Origin of the sequence: Nostoc sp. 106C (genome assembly GCF_002154725.1) — a bacterium.
GTDB lineage: Bacteria > Cyanobacteriota > Cyanobacteriia > Cyanobacteriales > Nostocaceae > Aulosira.
This window is the reverse complement of record NZ_MTAW01000157.1, coordinates 1-19986: the sequence shown is the minus strand read 5'-3', so window position 1 is coordinate 19986 and position 19986 is coordinate 1. Positions and strand designations below refer to the sequence as shown.

At 42.9% G+C, this 19986-nt stretch carries 19 protein-coding genes and 1 rRNA gene; 7 read left to right on the top strand and 13 right to left on the bottom strand.

Features of this window, described 5'->3' with window-relative positions; all coding sequences use genetic code 11:
• Nucleotides 1-250: 250 nt before the first annotated feature.
• Complete coding sequence (locus BV375_RS24110; protein WP_086765223.1) at nucleotides 251-1693, bottom strand: ATP-binding protein; 1443 nt, start codon at nucleotides 1691-1693, stop codon at nucleotides 251-253.
• The gene (locus tag BV375_RS24105; RefSeq protein WP_086765234.1) at nucleotides 1690-2373 is read right to left on the bottom strand and encodes a response regulator transcription factor; all 684 of its coding nucleotides are present in this window, start codon (nucleotides 2371-2373) and stop codon (nucleotides 1690-1692) included. The genes BV375_RS24110 and BV375_RS24105 overlap by 4 nt, the downstream gene beginning before the upstream one ends.
• A 151-nt stretch (nucleotides 2374-2524) precedes the next feature.
• On the opposite strand from BV375_RS24105, the gene BV375_RS24100 reads away from it, so the two are divergent.
• The 4 genes from BV375_RS24100 to BV375_RS24090 all read left to right on the top strand — a co-directional run bounded on the left by BV375_RS24100 (nucleotide 2525) and on the right by BV375_RS24090 (nucleotide 4666).
• Nucleotides 2525-2770, top strand: a complete 246-nt coding sequence (locus BV375_RS24100) for a hypothetical protein (RefSeq protein WP_086765220.1) — start codon at nucleotides 2525-2527, stop codon at nucleotides 2768-2770.
• Nucleotides 2771-2895: 125 nt separating this feature from the next.
• Nucleotides 2896-3054, top strand: coding sequence for a hypothetical protein (locus BV375_RS37140; RefSeq protein ID WP_166507516.1), 159 nt, complete (start codon nucleotides 2896-2898; stop codon nucleotides 3052-3054).
• Between the two features lie 92 nt (nucleotides 3055-3146).
• Nucleotides 3147-3905, top strand: a complete 759-nt coding sequence (locus BV375_RS24095; RefSeq protein WP_086765217.1) for an intradiol ring-cleavage dioxygenase — start codon at nucleotides 3147-3149, stop codon at nucleotides 3903-3905.
• 116 nt (nucleotides 3906-4021) lie between these two features.
• Nucleotides 4022-4666, top strand: a complete 645-nt coding sequence (locus tag BV375_RS24090) for a hypothetical protein (protein ID WP_086765214.1) — start codon at nucleotides 4022-4024, stop codon at nucleotides 4664-4666.
• 342 nt (nucleotides 4667-5008) lie between these two features.
• Here the strand turns inward: BV375_RS24090 and BV375_RS24085 are convergent, their stop codons facing one another.
• From BV375_RS24085 to BV375_RS24075, 3 genes are all read right to left on the bottom strand, one after another.
• Entirely contained in the window at nucleotides 5009-5206 is a 198-nt protein-coding gene (locus BV375_RS24085) for a DUF2795 domain-containing protein (protein ID WP_243714029.1), read from the bottom strand.
• A gap of 355 nt (nucleotides 5207-5561) precedes the next feature.
• The gene (locus BV375_RS24080; protein ID WP_086765232.1) at nucleotides 5562-7352 is read right to left on the bottom strand and encodes an ATP-binding protein; all 1791 of its coding nucleotides are present in this window, start codon (nucleotides 7350-7352) and stop codon (nucleotides 5562-5564) included.
• Between the two features lie 84 nt (nucleotides 7353-7436).
• Complete coding sequence (locus BV375_RS24075; protein ID WP_086765230.1) at nucleotides 7437-9926, bottom strand: PAS domain S-box protein; 2490 nt, start codon at nucleotides 9924-9926, stop codon at nucleotides 7437-7439.
• A 416-nt stretch (nucleotides 9927-10342) separates the two neighbouring features.
• Between BV375_RS24075 and BV375_RS24070 the strand changes: the two genes are divergently transcribed.
• On the top strand, nucleotides 10343-11023 hold the full coding sequence (locus BV375_RS24070; protein WP_086765208.1) for a DNA-3-methyladenine glycosylase: 681 nt from the start codon (nucleotides 10343-10345) through the stop codon (nucleotides 11021-11023).
• Between the two features lie 67 nt (nucleotides 11024-11090).
• Here BV375_RS24070 and BV375_RS24065 read toward each other — a convergent pair whose 3' ends face one another.
• Nucleotides 11091-11885, bottom strand: coding sequence for a DUF4058 family protein (locus BV375_RS24065; RefSeq protein WP_086765206.1), 795 nt, complete (start codon nucleotides 11883-11885; stop codon nucleotides 11091-11093).
• Between the two features lie 86 nt (nucleotides 11886-11971).
• Nucleotides 11972-12811, bottom strand: coding sequence for a diaminopimelate epimerase (gene dapF / locus BV375_RS24060; RefSeq protein ID WP_086765203.1), 840 nt, complete (start codon nucleotides 12809-12811; stop codon nucleotides 11972-11974).
• Nucleotides 12812-13043: 232 nt separating this feature from the next.
• Between dapF and BV375_RS24055 the strand changes: the two genes are divergently transcribed.
• Nucleotides 13044-13280 (top strand): RNA chaperone Hfq, encoded by a 237-nt coding sequence (locus tag BV375_RS24055; RefSeq protein WP_086765200.1) that lies wholly within the window; start codon nucleotides 13044-13046, stop codon nucleotides 13278-13280.
• Between the two features lie 142 nt (nucleotides 13281-13422).
• Here the strand turns inward: BV375_RS24055 and BV375_RS24050 are convergent, their stop codons facing one another.
• Nucleotides 13423-15759: a cation:proton antiporter gene (locus BV375_RS24050; RefSeq protein ID WP_086765198.1), complete on the bottom strand. Its 2337-nt coding sequence runs from the start codon at nucleotides 15757-15759 to the stop codon at nucleotides 13423-13425.
• Nucleotides 15760-16259: 500 nt separating this feature from the next.
• On the opposite strand from BV375_RS24050, the gene BV375_RS38305 reads away from it, so the two are divergent.
• Entirely contained in the window at nucleotides 16260-16559 is a 300-nt protein-coding gene (locus BV375_RS38305; RefSeq protein WP_243714028.1) for a hypothetical protein, read from the top strand.
• A 661-nt stretch (nucleotides 16560-17220) separates the two neighbouring features.
• On the opposite strand, the gene BV375_RS24040 is transcribed toward BV375_RS38305, so the two are convergent.
• The 5 genes from BV375_RS24040 to rrf form a co-directional block, all read right to left on the bottom strand.
• Nucleotides 17221-17496 (bottom strand): MoaD/ThiS family protein, encoded by a 276-nt coding sequence (locus BV375_RS24040; protein WP_086765196.1) that lies wholly within the window; start codon nucleotides 17494-17496, stop codon nucleotides 17221-17223.
• Nucleotides 17497-17590: 94 nt separating this feature from the next.
• Nucleotides 17591-18895, bottom strand: coding sequence for a threonine synthase (thrC, locus tag BV375_RS24035; protein ID WP_086765193.1), 1305 nt, complete (start codon nucleotides 18893-18895; stop codon nucleotides 17591-17593).
• Nucleotides 18896-19083: 188 nt separating this feature from the next.
• Entirely contained in the window at nucleotides 19084-19224 is a 141-nt protein-coding gene (locus BV375_RS24030) for a hypothetical protein (protein WP_243714027.1), read from the bottom strand.
• Nucleotides 19225-19458: 234 nt separating this feature from the next.
• Complete coding sequence (locus BV375_RS38300; RefSeq protein ID WP_243714026.1) at nucleotides 19459-19632, bottom strand: hypothetical protein; 174 nt, start codon at nucleotides 19630-19632, stop codon at nucleotides 19459-19461.
• A 225-nt stretch (nucleotides 19633-19857) separates the two neighbouring features.
• A 5S ribosomal RNA gene (gene rrf, locus BV375_RS24020) occupies nucleotides 19858-19975 on the bottom strand.
• Between the last annotated feature and the right edge of the window lie 11 nt (nucleotides 19976-19986).

The window sequence follows — 19986 nt, the reverse complement described above, 5'->3', positions numbered from 1 at the left end:
GTGATCATCTGTGTTTATCTGTGGTTCGATTTTCAAAAAATCGACTTATGCAAGAGACTTCATGAGTGCAACTCACAAGGAACAATGAAAATGTCTTTTCCTCCTGCCTTATTTTCATAGGAGGTCTAATAATTAAACCTCGTCCATTTTGAAACCTGGAGTAGTGCGGGCCGGAAAGCCCGCTACGAAGAGCAGGGAGCAAGATGCTCCCACTACTTTTAAAACTATGGTTATCAAATATAGATGTGGTTTATTTGGTAATCGGCAAGGCCAGGGTGAAGGCTGTTTGACTGTTAGATGTGGAATTCAAAGTGAGGTCGCCACGATGGGCACGAGCAATTTCACGGGCGAGGCTGAGTCCGAGTCCGATTCCTTCTACTTTACGAGTACGGGCTGGATCGCCACGATAGAAGCGGTCAAAAAGGCGATCGCGATCGCTCGCAGGGATGTCTTTTGATGCATTGGTGATGGTGACGTGGAGATTTGTTTGCGTTTTCTCTGCATGAATCTTGATCCAGCCGTTGGCAAGATTGTATTTGATGGCATTACTCAACAGATTTTGTAGAACTTGCATGAGCAAATCGCGATCGCCTTGTACCTTTAATCCAGCAGGAATGTCAATTTGTACAATCAACTGAGGAGCCAATAGTTCTACATCCTCTACTATATCCATCAGCAACTGTGACATATCCACTTCAACTAAATACAAGCTCATTTGTCCCGCATCTGCCAGAGATAGCAACAAGAGTTTCCGCATAATTCCACTCAGGCGGCGCACTTCATCCAACAGATTGCTTAAGCGCTGTTGCACTTCACTTCCGGGGTCAACCTGTTGCAGAGTTCGTTCCAGTTCGCCTTGCAGAATAGTCAGTGGGGTTTTTAGTTCATGAGCAGCGTCAGCACTGAAGCGAGAGGCTTGGGTAAAACTGCGTTCTAGGCGTGACAGCATTTGGTTAAATACCTGAATCAGTTCGACAAACTCAACATCGGTTGTGCCAATGGGAATTCGCTGATCTAGCCCTTTGACTGTCACCTGTTGAATCACACCCGTCAATTGACCAATGGGATGCAACGCCCCACCAGAAATTAACCATGCTCCCACCGCAACCAGCAGTAACGCTACTGGAATAGAAACTAGGAAGATATTACGAATTGTAGCCATCTCTTGATTGACGGCTTGCAGACTTACGGCGATCGCAACCTGACTATTAGGAAATTTACTTGCTCCAATCCGCCAAGTTGCTGTTGCTGTCTGTGCAGTCACAAATTGCGGGGGAAGTAGGCGAAAAGGTGGTGGATTTATGGATGGATTTGGACGTTCTCTAGGAGGCGGTGGTGGTAGAGGTGTTAATTGAAGACGCCCAAGCAGCAGACTGTTCACCTCAGTATCGGTAGGTAGAGAGTTAGATTGAAAAATTGTATTGCCGTTGGCATCTAGTACCAGTAAGGCGATCGGAGTTTTTGTATTGGTTCCCGAACCAAAAGATAGTGGTTCTGGGTGGAGAGGCGATCGCTCTTTTTCAGGTGGACGACTAGCCCGCATCAACTGATTTAACAGTTCTGCATCCAAACGGCTAATCTTGGCATTGTAAATCTGAAACCAGGAGACTGCACCAAACCCTACTAATGTGCTGCCAGCTAGAGCCGCAGACAACAAAGCAATCCGGAGTCGAAACGATCGCAGTTGTTTCACGATGAAGATTCTGGCTTGCGAAACCGATAGCCAACGCCGCGAATGCTTTCAATCCAGTTGGCTTCATCAATCGGGTCAATTTTTTTGCGAATTCGCTGGATACATACATCCACGACGTTGGTGTTGGGGTTAAAGTCATAACCCCAAATGTGTTCTAAGATTTGGGTACGGGTAAAAACTCTTCCCGGAGAGCGCATAAGATACTCTAGCAGATTAAACTCGCGGCTGGTGAGTTCGATCGCTCTTTGATTGCAAGTGACTTCTCGCGTGATGCGATCGAGTTTGATTGGGCCTACCGCAAGCAGATTTTGGCGATCGCCTACACTCCGACGGACAACCGCATGAATCCGAGCCGCTAACTCTTCTACAAAAAACGGTTTGGCAATGTAATCATCGGCTCCCAAGTTCAAACCTTCCAGGCGATCGTCTAGTTCATTGCGAGCCGTCAACAAAATCACCGGAGCATTGCGACCTTCTCGCCGCAAATGTTTGAGAATCGATAGTCCATCTTTTCCTGGCACCATGATGTCAAGAATAATCGCATCGTATTCGTTATCCAATGCTCGCAGATATCCATCATCACCGTTGTCGCAGTAGTCTACGACAAATCCCTGCTCCTTCAGTCCAGCCCGGACGAAGTTAGCAATTTTGGCTTCATCTTCGACAAACAGAACGTTCACAAGCATTTATTTAGTTCATCTATTGTTCCATTTTAGATTGATTACTCTTTAGCTCAAATTACAAAAGTGTAATTTAGAAACTAGGCAAGCTGTCATTTTGGGGTGGATTAATCATAAATGTCAGCAACAATAATTTTTGAGGTTAATTGTGATGAATATTCGTAGAGTCTTAGCCGTAGCAGCAATTCCTTTTGTGATTGGTACATTCGGTTTTATTGCACCTAATCAGGCGAACGCCGAAGCTCCACGCGATCGCAACGCACAGATTGCACAACAGCAAAGACCGCATGAAAAACCACAGGTAAAGCACCGTCAACCCCGCCCACAACAGAAAAAGCGTCTTCCCCAACCTCATCAGGACGCAAATCGCAACCAGGTAAGACCGAATAACCGTTGATCGTAATTCGTAATTAAAGACAGATTAGAAAGCAATACGTTCATTTAAGCTTAGATCCCCCCAACCCCCCTTATACCAATTCCAGCAAAAAATGAGACAGATGCGTAGGTTGGGGAGCCACTCACGTGGGCGGGTTTCCTGACTTGAGTGAAGTGGCGTTTGAACTGAGTGAAACCCAACAATTAAAAGACTTTGGAATGTTGGGTTTCGTTCCTCAACCCAACCTACATCTACATCATATTTTTTGTGAAATGGTATTAGAAGGTGGGACAAAAAGCGGTTAATTTTCCCCCTTTTTAAGGGGGACTAAGGGGGATCTCCAAGAAATAAACATTGCTTAGTTTTAAGTGGGGATTAAATCTAAAAGTTAGACTTCATGAAAAACAATCGCCAATTAGGTCGAATTTTAACTCGAAGAGAAGCGCTGGCTCTATTTAGAGCAGCCGGAACTGCAATACTTGTGGTGGGATGCATTCCGAAAAAGTCCAGTTCGACACAAGCACAGTCGAGTGTAGCTGTCCTAGCATCATCTACACCAGCCTGTGTCGTGAGTCCAGAGCAAACTGAAGGGCCGTATTTCGTAGACGAGAAGCTCAATCGCGCTGATATTCGCTCCGATCCGGCGGATGGTTCGGTGAAAGAAGGCGTACCACTGCAACTGACGCTGCACGTTTCTCAAGTCGGTAGTAATGGTTGCACACCTCTAGTAGGTGCGATCGTGGATCTTTGGCACTGTGACGCACTGGGTGTTTATTCGGATGTAACAGACCGCAGTTTTAATACTGTCGGCAAAAAGTTTCTGCGTGGTTATCAAGTAACCGACGCTAAGGGAAATGTCCAGTTCACAACTATTTACCCTGGTTGGTATCAAGGTAGAACCGTCCATATTCACTTTAAAGTCCGCACGAATGAGAAATCAGGGCAAGGCTACGAGTTTACATCCCAGCTATATTTTGATGATGCAATCAGCGATCGCGTGTATACCCAAGCGCCCTACGCCACCAAGGGACAGCGATCGCAGAAGAATGCTGATGACGGAATTTTTCAAGATGGTGGCGAGCAAATGTTGCTCAAGCTCACCAAGAATGGACAAGGCTATGCAGCAACCTTTGATGTTGGGCTTCAGATGACGTGATTTGAGCAGGGTACTAAGCACAAAAATTACAAAACTGTAATTTAGAAGCAGGGTGAACTGTAATTTTGATTCGGTTAAATCAGAAACATAAACAATCAATCTTTCGGAGGATGACCATGAATATTAATAAAGCGGTAGTCGTGACAGCAATTTCTGTTTTGGCTGGCACATTTGGTTTAATTTCACTGAATCAGGTAAATGCTGCTAATCCATCTTATCGGATCGCCCAGGCTTCACAACCGCCCAACCAGCCACAGGAGAGACAATACGGACAGCGACGACCACATCATCCTGATTTTGCAGCAGCGGCGGCAAAGCTGGGTGTGACTGAACAAAAGTTAAAAGATGCGCTGGGAGTTCCTGCTAATCCTCCAACTCAAGGTGACAGAAATCAGCGTCCGCCTCGCCCTGATTTTAAAGCAGCGGCGGCAAAGCTGGGCGTGACGGAACAAAAGTTAAAAGATGCGCTGGGAGTTCCTGCTAATCCTCCAGGCGATCGCAATCATCAACATCCGCCTCGCCCTGATTTTAAGGCTGCGGCGACAAAGCTAGGTGTAACTGAACAAAAGTTAAAAGATGCGCTGGGAGTACCTGCCAATCCTCCAACTCAAGGTGACAGAAATCAGCGTCCACCTCGCCCCGATTTGAAAGCAGCGGCGGCAAAACTGGGTGTGACTGAACAACAGTTAAAGGATGCGCTAGGGGTTCCCCCTCATCCCCCCAGCGAAGGCGATCGCCCTGAGCCGCCTGCAAACAGGTAAGTAGTCGTAGATAAAACAATATAGCTAACGTCTGCTTTACCCCGTTATATCATGTCCGCCAAATTACTTATACCAATTCAAATAATGTTTGCGACACATCAATATATTCTAGAGGTCACGGCAGTGCCGTGCCCCTACAATCTGTCGCATTCTTTTTTCAAATTGGTATTACGATATGTCATTGCGATCGCAACGAAGTGAAGTGAAGCAATCACAAGAACTCTGCGATTACTTTACTTCGTACCCTTCTCCTGCCGGAGATGCTACGCGAACGGGTTCTCCGAAGGAGTACGCAATGACAAGTGTTTAACCTGACATGATATTAGCTACAAAACTTCTCGACTATTTGAGCCTTTCGATAGCTTCGCTCACATCTGTGGGCGTTGCATAATCTTTTAAAGGTATTTTCTTCAAAATCCGAAGTACTTTCTCATCAGCACCTTTTTCTTCTGCATTCCTAATTAAGGCAATTTTGCTGATTGGATAATCAACTTCGTTCAAGCTTTTATTTAGCTGTGCCAAGTTTAGTGGACTCATCATGGTGATGCTCCTAAATAGAAAAATTGTGTACTAATATCAGCAGTCAAAATTCATCCGATTTTAAGTTTGAGATTTTGGATTTATTGCTCACATTCGATCTGCTTACTCGTACTATCAAGGAAAATTTAGTCAGTTAGTCACTCAAAAAGAAGTTGAACTTTTTGTTGCCACATATACAATTTAATGTTACATAGCTTTTTAGCATCATACTAATGGTAGATTTTTATTTAAAAAATCTATTTAAAGACTGTTAACAACATCCTTTTGTGCGGGGATCAGACTCTTCAATAACTAACTTGTCAAGTTAAAAAAAGTAAATTTAATTAGATTTTAAAAACTAGAACTGCAAACTTTTCTAGAGAAGTATTTTCTCAAGATTTGCTAAAGGTAATGTAAACCAAAATGTTGCTCCCTCTGAAAATTCACTATTTACACCAATTTCGCCACCGTGAGCATGGATGATTTGCTTGCACAGATACAATCCCAATCCTAAACTTACAGAATTGCGGGTGTTAGTACCTCGATAGTAGAGGTCAAAAAGTCTTTCGCTTTGTTGTTGACTGATTCCTACACCGTTATCACTAACAGTGCAATAAATCATCTCTCCCTTAAGGATGGCGTTGATTGTCAAGAGTAAACCAGGGGGATTATGTTTAATTGCATTGGCAATCAGGTTAGAAAAGACTCGCCATAGTTGCGTAGGATCGGCATTGATTAAGGGTAAATCTGCGGTTACTAAATTTGTCAGGGTTGCTTGATTTTCTGCTAGCATCGGTTCTAAGTCTGCGATCGCTGCTTCTACAACTGTATGTAGTTGCACAGGTTGAAGTTGTAAGACTACCCCTTCCACCTCGCTGACATGAGCTTCTAGTAAGGAATTAATCAAATTAAGTTGGCGATCGCTACTTTTGACCATCCGTTCTAAAATCGAACGTGAAATTGTGATTTTGCTCTCTGAGTTTGCTAGCAAATTCTTCAGCACCATTAAAGTTCCCAGTACTGGGTTGCGCAAGTCGTGAGAAACTGCATGGAAAAATACTCGCAGTGCTTCCTCAGCTTGCTTACGTTTTGTGATGTCTTCAATCAAGCCTTCGTAGTAAAGTAATTTGCCTTGTTCGTCACGAACTGCGTAGGCTTTTTCCGAAATCCAGACAATGCTCCCGTCTCGGCGATAAATTTGGGATTCAAATTCGGAGATACTACCATACTGTTCAATTAAGCGGACAAACTCGGCTCGACGGTTGGGGTCAACATACAACTGATGTTCAATATCAGTAAAGTTGGCTGTTACTTCTTCAGGTGTTGAATACCCGTAAATTCTTGCTAATGCAGGATTAGCTGTAATGTACTGTCCATCAGGACTACTTTGGAAAATACCTTCAACAGCGTTTTCAAATATACTGCGATATTTAGCTTCTGTAACCTTGAGTTTTTCATAGGCAAACTCTAGTTCTTGATGAGCATAAAAATCGGAGCGTTGCAGGCGATCGTAAAGGTAAACCCCCATGTCACAAATAGCACATAACCAAAAAACATATAATATAAAAGTTACATTATAGATTTCTGGGTGTCCGAGTATAGGTGTTTTTAGTCCTAGTGCAGTATTGATACCAAAATAGTAAATTAGCAAACCCACCTGCGACATCAGGTGCAAACGCCAGCCAACTGGAATAAATGTGGCTTGGCTCAAAAACAGCAGCGACCAACCTAGGGTATCAGGTAGGGCAAAGCCTTTGATAGTAGCGAACAATTGCGATCCTAGGCTAATTGACCAAGATGAACCCAAAAATAACAGTCCTGGATGACGCTGACCGAACTGTGTTTTATGCAAGATAAAACACACAACTAGAGTCAGCAACATTGCAACATTGATAAATAGTCCCTGAGTTTTTAGAGACTCTGGCAGTTTTTCAAACTCCTTTAAAGGGAAAAACACGTCATAAATATTGCGCAAGGTAAAGGTCAACAAGCAGATTAAGGCTAGTAATAACCACAGCTGCAATCTCTGCCACAAAAAGCGGTGTCTAGCAAGCAGCCACTGTGGATCGTGAACACAATTTTTAGCAACAGCAGATGTTTTATCTGATGTTGATGCCCTAAAGGCTTTTTTGCCCCACCTTTGCAGTGTTCTCAATAAGGTAGCCATTAATTTCTTACCAACTTTGCCCATACCATCCCAGGTGTTCCCTGTTTCCAGACTGCCATAACACCTTGGTATTTTGACGCTAATTTATAGGCGAGTTGTCGAAGATGGAGTTGCCAAGGGTAATGTAAACCAAAAAGTTAATCCGCGCTTGTAGTGACTAGTGATCCCAATTTCGCCACCATGTGCCTGAATAATTTGCCGACTCAGATACATTTTTAAAGCAATACTTGTAGAACAACAAGCTTGTGGCTCAGGGACATACAAATCGAAGAGGCGATCGCACTCTAGTTTGCTCATGATTACACCATTATCTTGAATCTCAGTGCGAATCATGTCATGTTCAACTTTGCTTTTGAGAGTAAAACTTAATCCTGGTGGGTTGTTCTGCAAACTATAAGTAAATAAATTTGCTACAACTTTTTGCAACCGAGTTGGGTCTGCCATTACCAATGGTAAATCCTCAGGCACCAAGTTATTCAAAGTTACTTGATTTTGGTTGAGCATGGGCTGCAAGTCTTTGATGATACACTCCAGCACCGTGTTAAAGTGTACCAATTCACGACGCAGAGCAATTCCTTGACCTTCGCAGCTATGAATTTCCAGCAATGAATCAATCATCCCTAGTTGACGGTCATTGCCTTGAATCATGCGTTCAATCACCGAATGAGACACTGGAATTTGAAACTGGCTGGCTTCTTTAGCTTGTCCCTGACCTTTAAGTAAATTCTTCAGCACCATTAAGTTACCCATAACCGCAGTTCGCAAATCATGGGCTACGGTATGTAAAACCACATCTTTGACACGTTGCAGTCCTTCTAGTTCCTGCATTTTCTGTTGAAGTTGGGCGGTGCGTTCTTCTACCTGATGTTCTAAATTAGTATTGAGTGTGGCTAGTTCTTGATAAAGTCGAGCTTGCTGAATGGCGATCGCCAACTGTTCTGACATTTGCTGTAGTAGATCAATTTCTATTGCTTGCCATTGACGGGGCCCAGAACATTGGTTAGCAATTAATGCGCCAAACAATTCGTTATTGAGCATAATTGGTACAGCCAAGGTAGCCCGTGTCTGAAATTGTTGATAGTGTGCTCTTAATTTGGGCGATACGGCTATTTCGTTAATATCTTCTACTAAACGCACACTATTAGTTGAAAGTAGATTTTTCAATTCTTGAAGATAAGTTTCATCGTCGGTAGTCCAACCCAAGATTGCTGGATAGTTGGGATCTACTGATTCAGCAACAGTTCTACCTCCCGCTTTGGGATCGTTCAGACCAATAAAAACCCGGTCTGCTTGCAAAAATTGCCTGACTTCGGTGACTGTAGTTTGCAGAATTTGGTCTAGGTTGAGAGAAGACCGAATTCTTGCTAGAGTTTCTGTCAACAAGCGATCGCGCTGTGCGGAAAGGCGCAATTGAGCTTCTACTTGCTTGCGTTCTGTGATGTCGTGAGTAACTGCAAGAATGCAGGGGATACCATCTAAATCAATTATTTCTGCTGAAACCAGTGCTGTAATGATTTTTTCAGACTTAGAGCGAAATTCTACTTCTAAGTTGCGCACAAAGCCTGTAGCTTGCATCTGTTGCAATAATTTCATGCGATCACGTTTGTCTACCCACATATTTAACTCAAAAGCAGTCCGACCAATTACTTCATCTCGCTCGAAATCTGAAAGTTTCACAAAACTGTCGTTAACTTCTATGTAGCGTCCTTCTTGCAAGGTGCTGAGGGTAATGGGATTAGGACTGCAACGAAAAGCTTTAGCATACTTTTGGGCCAGACTTTGCAAATTGACTTCTGCTTGTTTGCGTTCTGTAATATCTCGGACAATTGCTAAAACTTCATCTGCACCGCTAACAACTAACCGCGCCTCATAATCTCGTATTCCCAAAGGCGTTGCTAGTTGATATTCACAAGTTTGCAAATTATGAGAATCTAAAGTTTTGGCGATCGCTTCCTGGTTAATTGCTACCACATCACTTGGCAATACATCCTGCAAATTTTTCCCGACTATCTCTTCTCTAGGAAGAATAATATTTGCGCCATCTCCTTTCAAATCTAAATACTGCCCATCACGGCTCAGACGAAACATCAAATCGGGAATCGCATCTAAAATTGCTTTATAGCGCATCTCACTGTTACGCAATTGTTCTTCTGCTTGTTTGCGGTCTGTAATATCCATTACCAAACCCTCCCAAAGCAGGTCACCATTACTTTGTCGTTCCAGTTGGCAAGCACCTTGAATCCACTTGAGTTTGCCAGTTGCGGTAATGATGCGACCTTCCCAACGCCAAGGTGACAAAGTAGCTTTAGCAATATCAACAGATTCTGCTAAGGCTTTTACATCCTGTGGATGAACCAGTTGATGCAGCACCTGCAAATCTGCCATGATAACTTCCGGTTCTAACTCATATAGTTCTCGACACCCAGAACTTACGTATCTAACAACCTGGGAACCATCCTGCTGTTCCAAGACTTGAAAAATCATCCCCGGTAAATTTGCAGCAATTTTTTCCAACAGAGTCAGAGTCCCTTGTTGTAAATCAGGTTTATGCAGCGATTTTACAGTCTCATCCACTTTTTGTGCCTTTGTTTTGCAAGCAACTATTGCCATCTTGACAGTTTGATGTTGTGAGCTATTATCGCTGACAGCATCAAAACTATCTCTTCTTTCAGGGTAGTTCTGGTTAAGGCGATCGCATTCACCCAAATGGGTGAACAGTTGTTAAAGGATGAATAAATTTCTTTAGCTCATGGTGATTTAATTCCATTAATAGCCCAGGCAAGTACTTCTAAAAATCGCTGGAGAACTATCTCATCTTTGAGCACAGATAAGGGAATATACCAGGAATAAGAATTCACAGCAATTGATATCCCGACAGCAGATTTAAATCGATTGAGCAATTCTACCTTACAGAGCTAATTTAAAATTCCTAATTTTATTAAACTGTTAACAATAACTTAGTTAGCTAAGAATATCAATTGATAGAAAAAATGATCTTAAAAGAAACATTTACTCAAACACCAGAACTAGAATCACTGACTCAAGAAACTTTTACCCATGCTTTGATGGCGCTTGCCAATCTTGACAGCGATTTTGCTCAAATTTTAGAAACCTTCGGACCACCACCCATATGGCAAAGAGAAACGGGTTTTCCCACGCTGCTGCGGATAATTCTAGAACAGCAAGTTTCCTTGGCAGCTGCAAGGGCTGTCTTTACACGTCTATGTAATGTTGCTGAACCGCTAACGCCAGAGAATTTTCTGAAGCTTGATGATGTGCAATTAAGAGGAATTGGATTTAGTCGGCAAAAAATGCTCTATTGTCGTGAATTGGCAAATGCAATTAGGAACGGTCAGCTTGATTTAATCAAACTGGAAACAATGGACGAAACGACTATTAGAACTGAATTAAAGCGGATCAAAGGTATTGGAGATTGGACAGTTGATATTTACTTGCTGATGGCGCTGCAACGTCCTGATGTCTTTCCCAAAGGTGATTTAGGAGTAATTATCGCCTTACAAAAACTCAAAGGATTAACAACACGTCCCACACCAGCACAAATAGAAGCGATCGCGCAACACTGGCGACCTTGGCGTGCAGTCGCTACCCGAATCCTCTGGCACTATTATCTAAGTGCCCTTACAGGAAATTCCAAATTGAAAAAGCTGTAAACTCTTATTCTCTCATCCTCTGCGCATTTGCGTGAGACTAATTATCTCTAAATAAAGGTATAGGCTTCTACCTTAGACCTTGCTCTTTCAACAAAGCATCAACCCAAATACCATCTGCTTCCGACAACTGCGGCACAGGCCCACGAGTATAATCTATAGCCAAATCTAATCCTGCTCGGTCATATACCCCATGTATTAAAGCTTGCAAATCTAATAAAGGCTCTGTATCTCCTTTACGCAGCGGTAACAGAAAAGCTGGAATTGGTTCTGGCAAATTAAACGGGTATAATTCAGCCTTGGGGCGATAGTTGCTGCGACTTACCAAAATTCGATAACTTGCCTGAATCTCGTTACCCAAAATCGGCATAGGTTTTCCACCTCGCAGTAAATCAATTTCTACGAGATGAGACATACTTCCTAATACCCGTTGACGCTTTCCTTCATAAGCATTTCGCCCTTCTCCAGAACGCTTATTTTTGGGTGAGAGAACTTCAATAACGGTGACAACTTCCCCTGTTCCTACTTCCCTAACTTCTAAGTATCCTTCCCGCGCTTCCTCTGGCATAGGAACGTTGACTGTAACGGGCTTAACTGGCGCTGATACAACCGCAACGCTAGATGATTCCGTTTCAGTTTTTATGAGCGATCGCCCTACACTTACATCAGGAATCCCAACTAGGACAGAATTTTCATCAGTTACTTGATATACCTGATATACCCGTTTCTCAACTGCTACACGATATTTTGGCCGTAGCTGAGGAACCAAGAATTCTGCAATAGCTGTGATTATCCAGTGATGGAATTCTGGCCAAAGTTCAGGATTTTCGAGGTAGGGATTCATCCCTGGAAATGGTGAGCGCATAGGGGTAGGATGTGATTCTCATTGCTCATATCCTACCAAATTCAGTTTTTTGGTATGGCAGGCCAGATACCTGCCCTTTCAAGAAACTATAACTTCCCAGTAAAAACTCGCTCTGCTGGGCCAGTCATATAAACCCGTTGGTCGATTTCTGACCATTCAATTTGTAAAGGACCACCAGGTAGTTCTACAGTTGCTATGCGATCGCATTTTTCGGTCAACACACCAGCCACGAGGGAAGCACAAGCACCAGTACCACAAGCTAGAGTAATACCAGCACCCCGTTCCCAAACCCGCATTTTCAAGTAATCACGGCTGACCACTTGAATAAATTCGGTATTTGTCCGTTGAGGAAAAACTAGGTGATGCTCAAATTGAGGGCCGATGATTTCTAGAGGAATTGCAGCTACATCTTCCACAAAGGTAATACAGTGGGGATTGCCCATGCTGACACAGGTAACATCCCAAGTTTGTCCCGCCACTTCTAGCGGTTGATTAATTACCTTTGTATCCGCAGCATTTAAGGTAGTTGGAATTTCAAGAGCTAGTAACCTGGGTAAACCCATATCCACCCTCACTTGACCATCAGCCATGAGTTGAGGTGTAATCACACCAGCCAAGGTATGAATTCGATATAGATCCTTATTTCTAGAGTTGCCCTCCAAGTCAGCCAAAAACCCAGCTAAACAGCGAATACCATTACCGCACATTTCCGGTTCTGAACCATCAGAATTAAAAATCCGCATGGTGTAGTCAGTACCGTTTTCTCCTGGCAAAGCAAAAATCACACCATCAGCACCGATACCAAAATGGCGATCGCACAACTTGATTGCTTGCTCTGGAGTCACTACTGGCAAGGATGAAGAGCGATTGTCAATGAGAATGAAGTCATTCCCCAAACCGTGATACTTAGTAAATTCGATTGCCATTTACTCAAGGATGAATTATCAAGGATTAGTTACTGTTGATCGGGGATTTGGTGATTAGGGATCAAGAATTGGTCAAGATTCAAGAGTCAAGTAGATTTGAGATTGCTACCCTGCGGGTTCTCCGAAGGAATACGCAACGCTTGGCGATTTTGAATTCTTTATCCTCCTTGTGTCTCTTGTCGCCAATCCCTAGCCCTTAGTCCCCAGTCTCTTAATTAAAACATTCTGCCTTATGCATACATCATCACCAAAAACGCTTACAGAATTCGACACTTCACTGCCCAGCATTCGGCAAGTGCAAAACCTGATTAAACAAACAGCAGCAGTAGATTTCAAACTGATTACGGGCGACCTAATCACGGGTAGAGTAATCTGGCAAGATCCAAACTGTGTGTGTATTGTAGATGAAAATAGCCAGCAAACTACAGTGTGGAAGCAGGCGATCGCTTACATTAAGCCAAAAAGTTAGTCTAGTGGTCTATCGCATTAAATTATGATGGCTTGAGGAACGAACCGCGTTCGGCGAAGCCGTTCCCGAAGGGTAGTACACGAAGGAAGAGAAATTGAAAAGTTAATTAACCCAGCAATATTAATGGGACAGACCACTAGTTTTAAGGTATCGGCTTATCTACAGGCAGAAATTCTTTTACGGCTTCTGCCTCGCTAGCTTTTATTATTGGCAGAGATAGCGGCACTACGTCAGGTGTGGTAAACAAAGGTTGTAGTTGATTCAGACTCGCCAAGCCACCGCATAACAATACTTGATCGCCGTCTCGCAAGTCCATATTGCCATCAGGTGAGCGAAGAAACTTCCCATCGCGCCGGATTGCTTCTACTTTTACGTTATATTTGTCGCTAATATCCAAATCTCCAAGGGTTTTACCCAAAACTGGAGTATCTGCATTAATTGTCGTCCACTGGCAAGCGCTATTTTCTCCGGGAACTGCTGTTCTCCCAACTGCAAATTCTGCCAACGCTGCTAGTTCTTCATCTGCTCCTACCACCAGTAAGCGATCGCCTTCTTCCAATCGAGTTTGGTTATTGGGATAGTCTATTTCTTCGCCATTAGCGCGGCGAATTGCCATTAAACTCACCCCTATTAAGTAACGCATATCTGCTTCTTCTAAACTCATGCCAATTAGAGGTGAACCAGAGGGTAGGGGATACCAACGCCGATTTAAATCGCGAGTTGCTTGTTGTAAATCACGGGACACTTCAGATGCAGTACGTTCTGGCCGCAAGTCTAAATAATGATCTTTGCGAATTTGCTGCATTTCCCGCTGTACTATATCTGCTGACAAACCTAAACCTGTTAATAAATGAGTTGCCATTTCTAAACTGGCTTCAAATTCTGGTTGCACAACTTCCCTGGCTCCCAGTTGGTAAAGCACTTCAATATTTTTATCTTGGGTAGCGCGGACAACTAAATCTAATTCTGGACACAATTCCAAAGCGCGTTTGAGGCAAAGACGTGTACTCATCGGGTCAGGAAGTGCGATCGCCATTCCTTTGGCATGATTAACGCCAGCCGTTTCTAGAACGTGAAAACTCACGCAATTGCCGTATACATACGGCACTCCTGCGTCACGTAATTTCTGAATGCGACTTTCAGATTGATCTATGACTACTACTGGTAGCTGATGTTGCTGCAATAACTTGACTAAATTTTTACCCACTCGCCCGTAACCACAAACTACCACGTGGTCTTTTAAGGGCAAATCTTCTGAGACATCACGCGGCTGAACTTCTTCTAAATAAGGTTTCAGCCAGGGCATCGATTCTGCCAAAGTAAATAAGAATGGCACCAAACGTAGAATAAACGGTGTAATAACAAGTGTGACTGCTGTAGTTCCTAAAATCAGTAAATACACTGTACGAGAAACTAAGCCCAACGCCTGCCCTTCACTGGCAAGAACAAAGGAAAATTCCCCAATCTGAGCCAGCCCTAGCCCCGCAATTAAAGCTGTTTTTAAAGGATAGCGGAACAATTTTACTAATGGTGTAATGATTAAAAACTTACCTACGAAAACTATTGCTACTAATCCCAGAATCAATTCTAGGTTTTTCCACAAAAACACTGGGTCAATTAACATCCCAATGGCTGCGAAAAATAAACTGGCAAAGATATCTCGTAATGGCTCAACATAAGTCAAAGTTTGATCGGCGTATTCCACCTCAGAAATCATCAAACCGGCGACAAACGCCCCCATTTCAATTGACAGCCCTAAATATTCTGTCAGTAGGGCAATTCCCAAGCACAACGCTACTACACCTAATAAAAATAGCTCTTTACTTTCAGTACGTGCTAGAAGTCTTAACAACGGTGGGATTAACCAAATCCCTGCCACAACTGCACCAGCCGCAAATAAGCCAATTCTTACTAACGCTGTAACTACAGCTACACCAATCGCTTCACCTGGTTCGTGTAGGGCTGGCAAGACTGCTAGCATGAGTCCCAATGCCAAGTCCTGCACTACCAAAATGCCTAGCATTACCTGTCCGTGGGGTGTTTCTGTTTCGTTGCTTTCCATCAAGCATTTGAGGACAACTGCGGTTGAAGATAAAGACAGAATTGACCCCAAAAACACGCCCTTAGCAGGTAAGGCTCCCCAAGCTCCCGTGACACCACAAATAACCACCGTGATTAAAATCGTCAGCGCAATCTGTAGTCCACCGCCACCAAGAGCGATCGCTTTTACCTTCTTGAGTTCTGCAAACGAAAATTCTACACCCAAGGCAAATAACAAAAAAGCGACCCCGAACTGAGCCAGAGTCTCTACTTGAATAATTTCTTTAATCAATCCCAGTCCCGCAGGCCCCACGACCATCCCGCCGATGAGATACCCTAACAAAACTGGTTGTCGTAACAGCGCCGCAAACAGCCCGCCACAGGCTGCGACGGCGAGAACTGAAACTAAATCAACTATTAACCTAAAATCTTCTTGCACCAGTTTTAAAAAGAGCTATTAAGACCTATTAACCTCAGCATACAAATTTTTATATATCTATGCTCAAGTTATTGGTGCAAGGAAGACAAAATTTGCAGATTTATTGCTAAATGTTCATATAGCCAATATTTTAGAACTCATACCAATTCACGAAAATTTTGATACACATAAATTTTTCGTAGGGGTTTAGCAATGCTAAACCCTGAAGCGCGTATTTGTATCATTATTAAGGTGAAATGGTATCACCCAAGTCTCATACTTTTTTCGTACAAGTGTTCCATAGCCAAGCTGGAGATTCCCTAGCTCTATTTAAGGGTCAACAGTAAAAAGAGTAATATTCACCCTTAATCTCTTGACTTTTAACCTCTATAGTAATTTACGCCTTATGTGAGTTGGGGTAGCAAAAAAGAAGGGGAAACCACAAGATAAAGGTAACGATACCATTCCTTGAGGTCTCCCAATGAATATGGTAGACGGTTCGACCCTGTTGACGACAATTTTTGTGCGCTTTAGATGACTGGTATCAGCAAAAGGGCTATAGTTATGTACCGTTATTACCAGGCCCGTTACCAAGATTCACAGATAGTGAGATGTTAACGTTATTGGTAGCAATGGATTTTTTTCCATATCCAGGAGAACAGCAGTTTTTAGGATTTGTCAGAGCAAACTACTTAAGCTTATTCCCAAAACTGTTAGACCAAAGCCAGTTCAACCGAAGAGCCAGACGCTTGGAGGGGATGCTGGAAGAATTAAGACGTTTTTGGGTAGTTGAGTTGGGAGCAATCTTTGAGCGCACCTGATTGTTGGATACAAAACCAGTACCTGTAGTAGGTTACAAGCGCCATAAACTCAAGAGTGATTTTACAGGCAGTGCGGATTATGGTTGGTGTGCCAGCCGAAAAATGAATTACTTTGGCTACAAGTTAGTCCTGTGAAGCACCCTCAGTGGCATTCCCTTAGTTTACTCCTTAGTACCTGCCAGTACAGATGAGCGTCTAGCGGCAGAATCGGTTTTAGACTACGTTCGTGGCTGTTGTATCCTCGCAGATAAAGGATTTATCGGTGGCCAATGGCAAAGCGATATCTTCAAAACTACCGCTAATCAAATTTTTACACCCTATCGAGCTAATCAGCTTCAACCACAGCCAAAAGCTTTTGAGACTGTATTAAATAGCCTGCGCGAGCGTGTTGAAGGTGTATTTAACGAGGTGCAAAACACTGGGCGTAATTTGGAACGTTTATTGAGGAAGAAAGTTGATGGTATCTGCTTCCATGTTGCCGCTAAGATGACCAGTCATACTCTGCGTATTTTTCTACGTCAGCGTTTTGGTATTGATGTGCTTACTTTTGAACAGCATCCTGTGGCTTAATTCACATAAGGCGTAATTTATGAAAAAGTATAAGCGTGCCATTAAAGCACGCCTAAAAATGTATAGTTAGCAAATTTAGAACTTCTCTCTCTCAACCACCTGCAACAGCAGGGACAATACTTACTTCATCACCATCTTTCAATGGTGTACTTGTCCCATCTAAAAAGCGAATATCTTCGCTATTGACATACAAATTTAAAAATCGCCGTGGTTTTCCCTCTTCATCGCATAACCGCGATTTAATACCAGGACAGCTATCCTCTAAAGAATCGAACAGTTCCGCAATAGTACTGCCGCTGCATTCTAGCGTAGCTTGGTTATTGGTAAATTTCTGAAGAGCCGTGGGAACTAAAACTGTTACAGACATAGTTGAAGTATGAAGTGTGAAATATGAAGTATAAAGTATGATGTCTGAAGTCTAAAGTGTTTAGTTTAAGTCTTCAGCCTTGAGCCTTCATCCTTTAAACGAGTACTTGTTGCCATTCCAAACGATCAAGAGTCCGTGAACGCTCTAGTGCTCGTTCAAAACTATCGAGTTTGGCATCAATTGTCAAAGGTTCGCCAATATAGCCTTGTAAAGCTTCTTGGGTTTTCAAACCATTGCCAGTGATATATACCACAGTAGTTTCATCTGGATCAATTTTGCCAGCTTCTACTAATTTTTTCAGCACTGCAACGGTGGTACCACCTGCTGTTTCTGTGAAAATACCTTCAGTTTCTGCTAACAGCTTGATTCCTTCAATAATTTCTGCATCATTGACTGATTCAATATTACCGTTAGTTTTCTTAGCTATCTCCACGGCGTAAACACCATCTGCTGGGTTGCCAATCGCAATCGATTTAGCAATTGTATTGGGTTTGACAGGTTTAATGAAATCACGCCCTTCTTTGTATGCTTGGGCTATGGGAGAACAACCCTCAGCTTGCGCCCCACTAAAACGGACTTTTTTGTCTTCTACCAAACCAACTTCTACGAATTCTTTGAATCCCTTATAAATTTTTGTAAATAAGGAACCAGATGCTAAAGGCGCAACGATATGGTCGGGTAATTGCCAACCTAATTGTTCAGCAACTTCAAAGCCTAGGGTCTTAGAACCTTCCGAGTAATATGGGCGGAGATTAATATTGACAAAACCCCAGCCATGTGTATTGGCAACTTCCGAACAAAGACGATTTACCTGATCATAATTGCCCTTCACAGCCATCAATGTAGGGCTGTAGATCAGGCTACCCATAACTTTGCCAGCTTCCAAATCTGCGGGAATGAACACACAGCAATCTAACCCAGCATGAGCTGCGATCGCTGCTGTAGAATTAGCCAAGTTACCAGTGCTAGCGCAGGAAACAGTAGTAAAACCTAACTCTCTCGCTCTAGTTAAAGCAACCGAAACCACCCGATCTTTAAAGCTGAGGGTGGGCATATTGACAGCATCATTTTTAATATAAAGCTTGTTTAAACCCAGACGACGAGCCAGACGGTGAGAACGAACCAGGGGAGTCATACCAGTTCCCACATCTATAACATTGTCAGTTGCGACAGGCAAAAAGGGACGGTAACGCCAAATTGAATTGGGTCCAGCTTGAATTTTTTCACGGCTGACACAAAGGCGCAGAGCATTGTAGTCATACTTGACTTCTAAAGGCCCAAAGCATAACTCACAAACATGGTTAGCTTTCAGTTCATATTCCTCACCACATTCCTTACACTTTAAGGCTTGAAAAGAGAGAGCGGCTGCTTCAGTGAGTGCGGATTTTGTCTGAGTCATAAACTAGCTTTCCCTGTTTGTCTGTCAACTGTCGCCTGATAGTAACACGAGTAGAAATACCAGTCAAACATACCCGACTATTTTTATCGGGTATGTTGATCTTGTCAAAAGATTTGCATTGTTATGTGAAAGCGTAGACTTGTAGGAGGTTGTTCCAAATATCGCTTTTGCTAGGTTTGGTGTAGTTTTTAATCCTGGTAGTTAGATGCCTTTTGCACCAAGCCAAATACAATCACATGCTTTGTAGTTGGCAACAATTGCCGGAGAATCTGTAAATATCCATCCGCATCATCATGACGATGAAACCGAGCCACTACCAACCTTTGCATATTGGGTTGTTGCCGAATAATACACCAAGGATGAGTATTTGATTTTGGCTCTGAGGTTGTTATAATAGAGCAATGCTCCCCACTTTTGTGGGATGTGTAAGGATTTGTGATCGCTCTCAAGTTTTCCAGGCTGTCAGAGTGATCGTTTTTGGTGTGTTTACGGCAAAAATCGAAATTTCGATTTTTGCCGTAATTATAAAACTGCTATTCCAATGTATTTTCCTACGCGGAATATTATGTCGCTCTTATTTCCATTAGCTTTAGTTGATGATAATCAAGTTGATATTGCCTAAGTAACTGAAAAAACACAATCAGGTAGCTATCTTGGACATACGATTCTACCTCTAGCTTGGGCTTATAGCAATGCTCGGTTGGTTTGCCGTCTAGACAGCGATTGGTTAATTGCATAAAACATTGTTCAAGATGAAGCTGAAGCAGAAGATGAGTAAGTACAATTGCTTGATAAGCTGTCGCGCTTTAATTTGCACTAATATTTTTGTCAATATCTTGTAGGGTGGGCATTTTGCCCCTGTATGCTCGACAGCTTAATACATTAATATCATCAAAAGTATCATAACAATGACAAAAGCCTCTCTGAAATTTAATCAGAAAGGCTTTGTGTGTAATGAATAGACCTGGCATCGAGCTATTGTGGCGGGAGGCAACCCTCCAACTATCGTGGCCGCAGCAGCGTTTCACCTCTGAGTTCGGGATGGGGTCAGTGTGGTTCCACCGCGCAATAGACACCAGGAAAACTTTGAG

Coding starts and splice junctions, on each gene's coding strand:
- BV375_RS24100 (WP_086765220.1), top strand. CDS start 2,525: ATGAATATTCGTAGAGTCTTAGCCGTAGCAGCAATTCCTTTTGTGATT.
- BV375_RS24095 (WP_086765217.1), top strand. CDS start 3,147: ATGAAAAACAATCGCCAATTAGGTCGAATTTTAACTCGAAGAGAAGCG.
- BV375_RS24090 (WP_086765214.1), top strand. CDS start 4,022: ATGAATATTAATAAAGCGGTAGTCGTGACAGCAATTTCTGTTTTGGCT.
- BV375_RS24085 (WP_243714029.1), bottom strand. CDS start 5,206: ATGATGAGTCCACTAAACTTGGCACAGCTAAATAAAAGCTTGAACGAA.
- BV375_RS24080 (WP_086765232.1), bottom strand. CDS start 7,352: ATGGCTACCTTATTGAGAACACTGCAAAGGTGGGGCAAAAAAGCCTTT.
- BV375_RS24070 (WP_086765208.1), top strand. CDS start 10,343: ATGATCTTAAAAGAAACATTTACTCAAACACCAGAACTAGAATCACTG.
- BV375_RS24065 (WP_086765206.1), bottom strand. CDS start 11,885: ATGCGCTCACCATTTCCAGGGATGAATCCCTACCTCGAAAATCCTGAA.
- dapF (WP_086765203.1), bottom strand. CDS start 12,811: ATGGCAATCGAATTTACTAAGTATCACGGTTTGGGGAATGACTTCATT.
- BV375_RS24055 (WP_086765200.1), top strand. CDS start 13,044: ATGCATACATCATCACCAAAAACGCTTACAGAATTCGACACTTCACTG.
- BV375_RS24040 (WP_086765196.1), bottom strand. CDS start 17,496: ATGTCTGTAACAGTTTTAGTTCCCACGGCTCTTCAGAAATTTACCAAT.
- thrC (WP_086765193.1), bottom strand. CDS start 18,895: ATGACTCAGACAAAATCCGCACTCACTGAAGCAGCCGCTCTCTCTTTT.
- BV375_RS24030 (WP_243714027.1), bottom strand. CDS start 19,224: ATGCAAAGGTTGGTAGTGGCTCGGTTTCATCGTCATGATGATGCGGAT.
- BV375_RS38300 (WP_243714026.1), bottom strand. CDS start 19,632: ATGCAATTAACCAATCGCTGTCTAGACGGCAAACCAACCGAGCATTGC.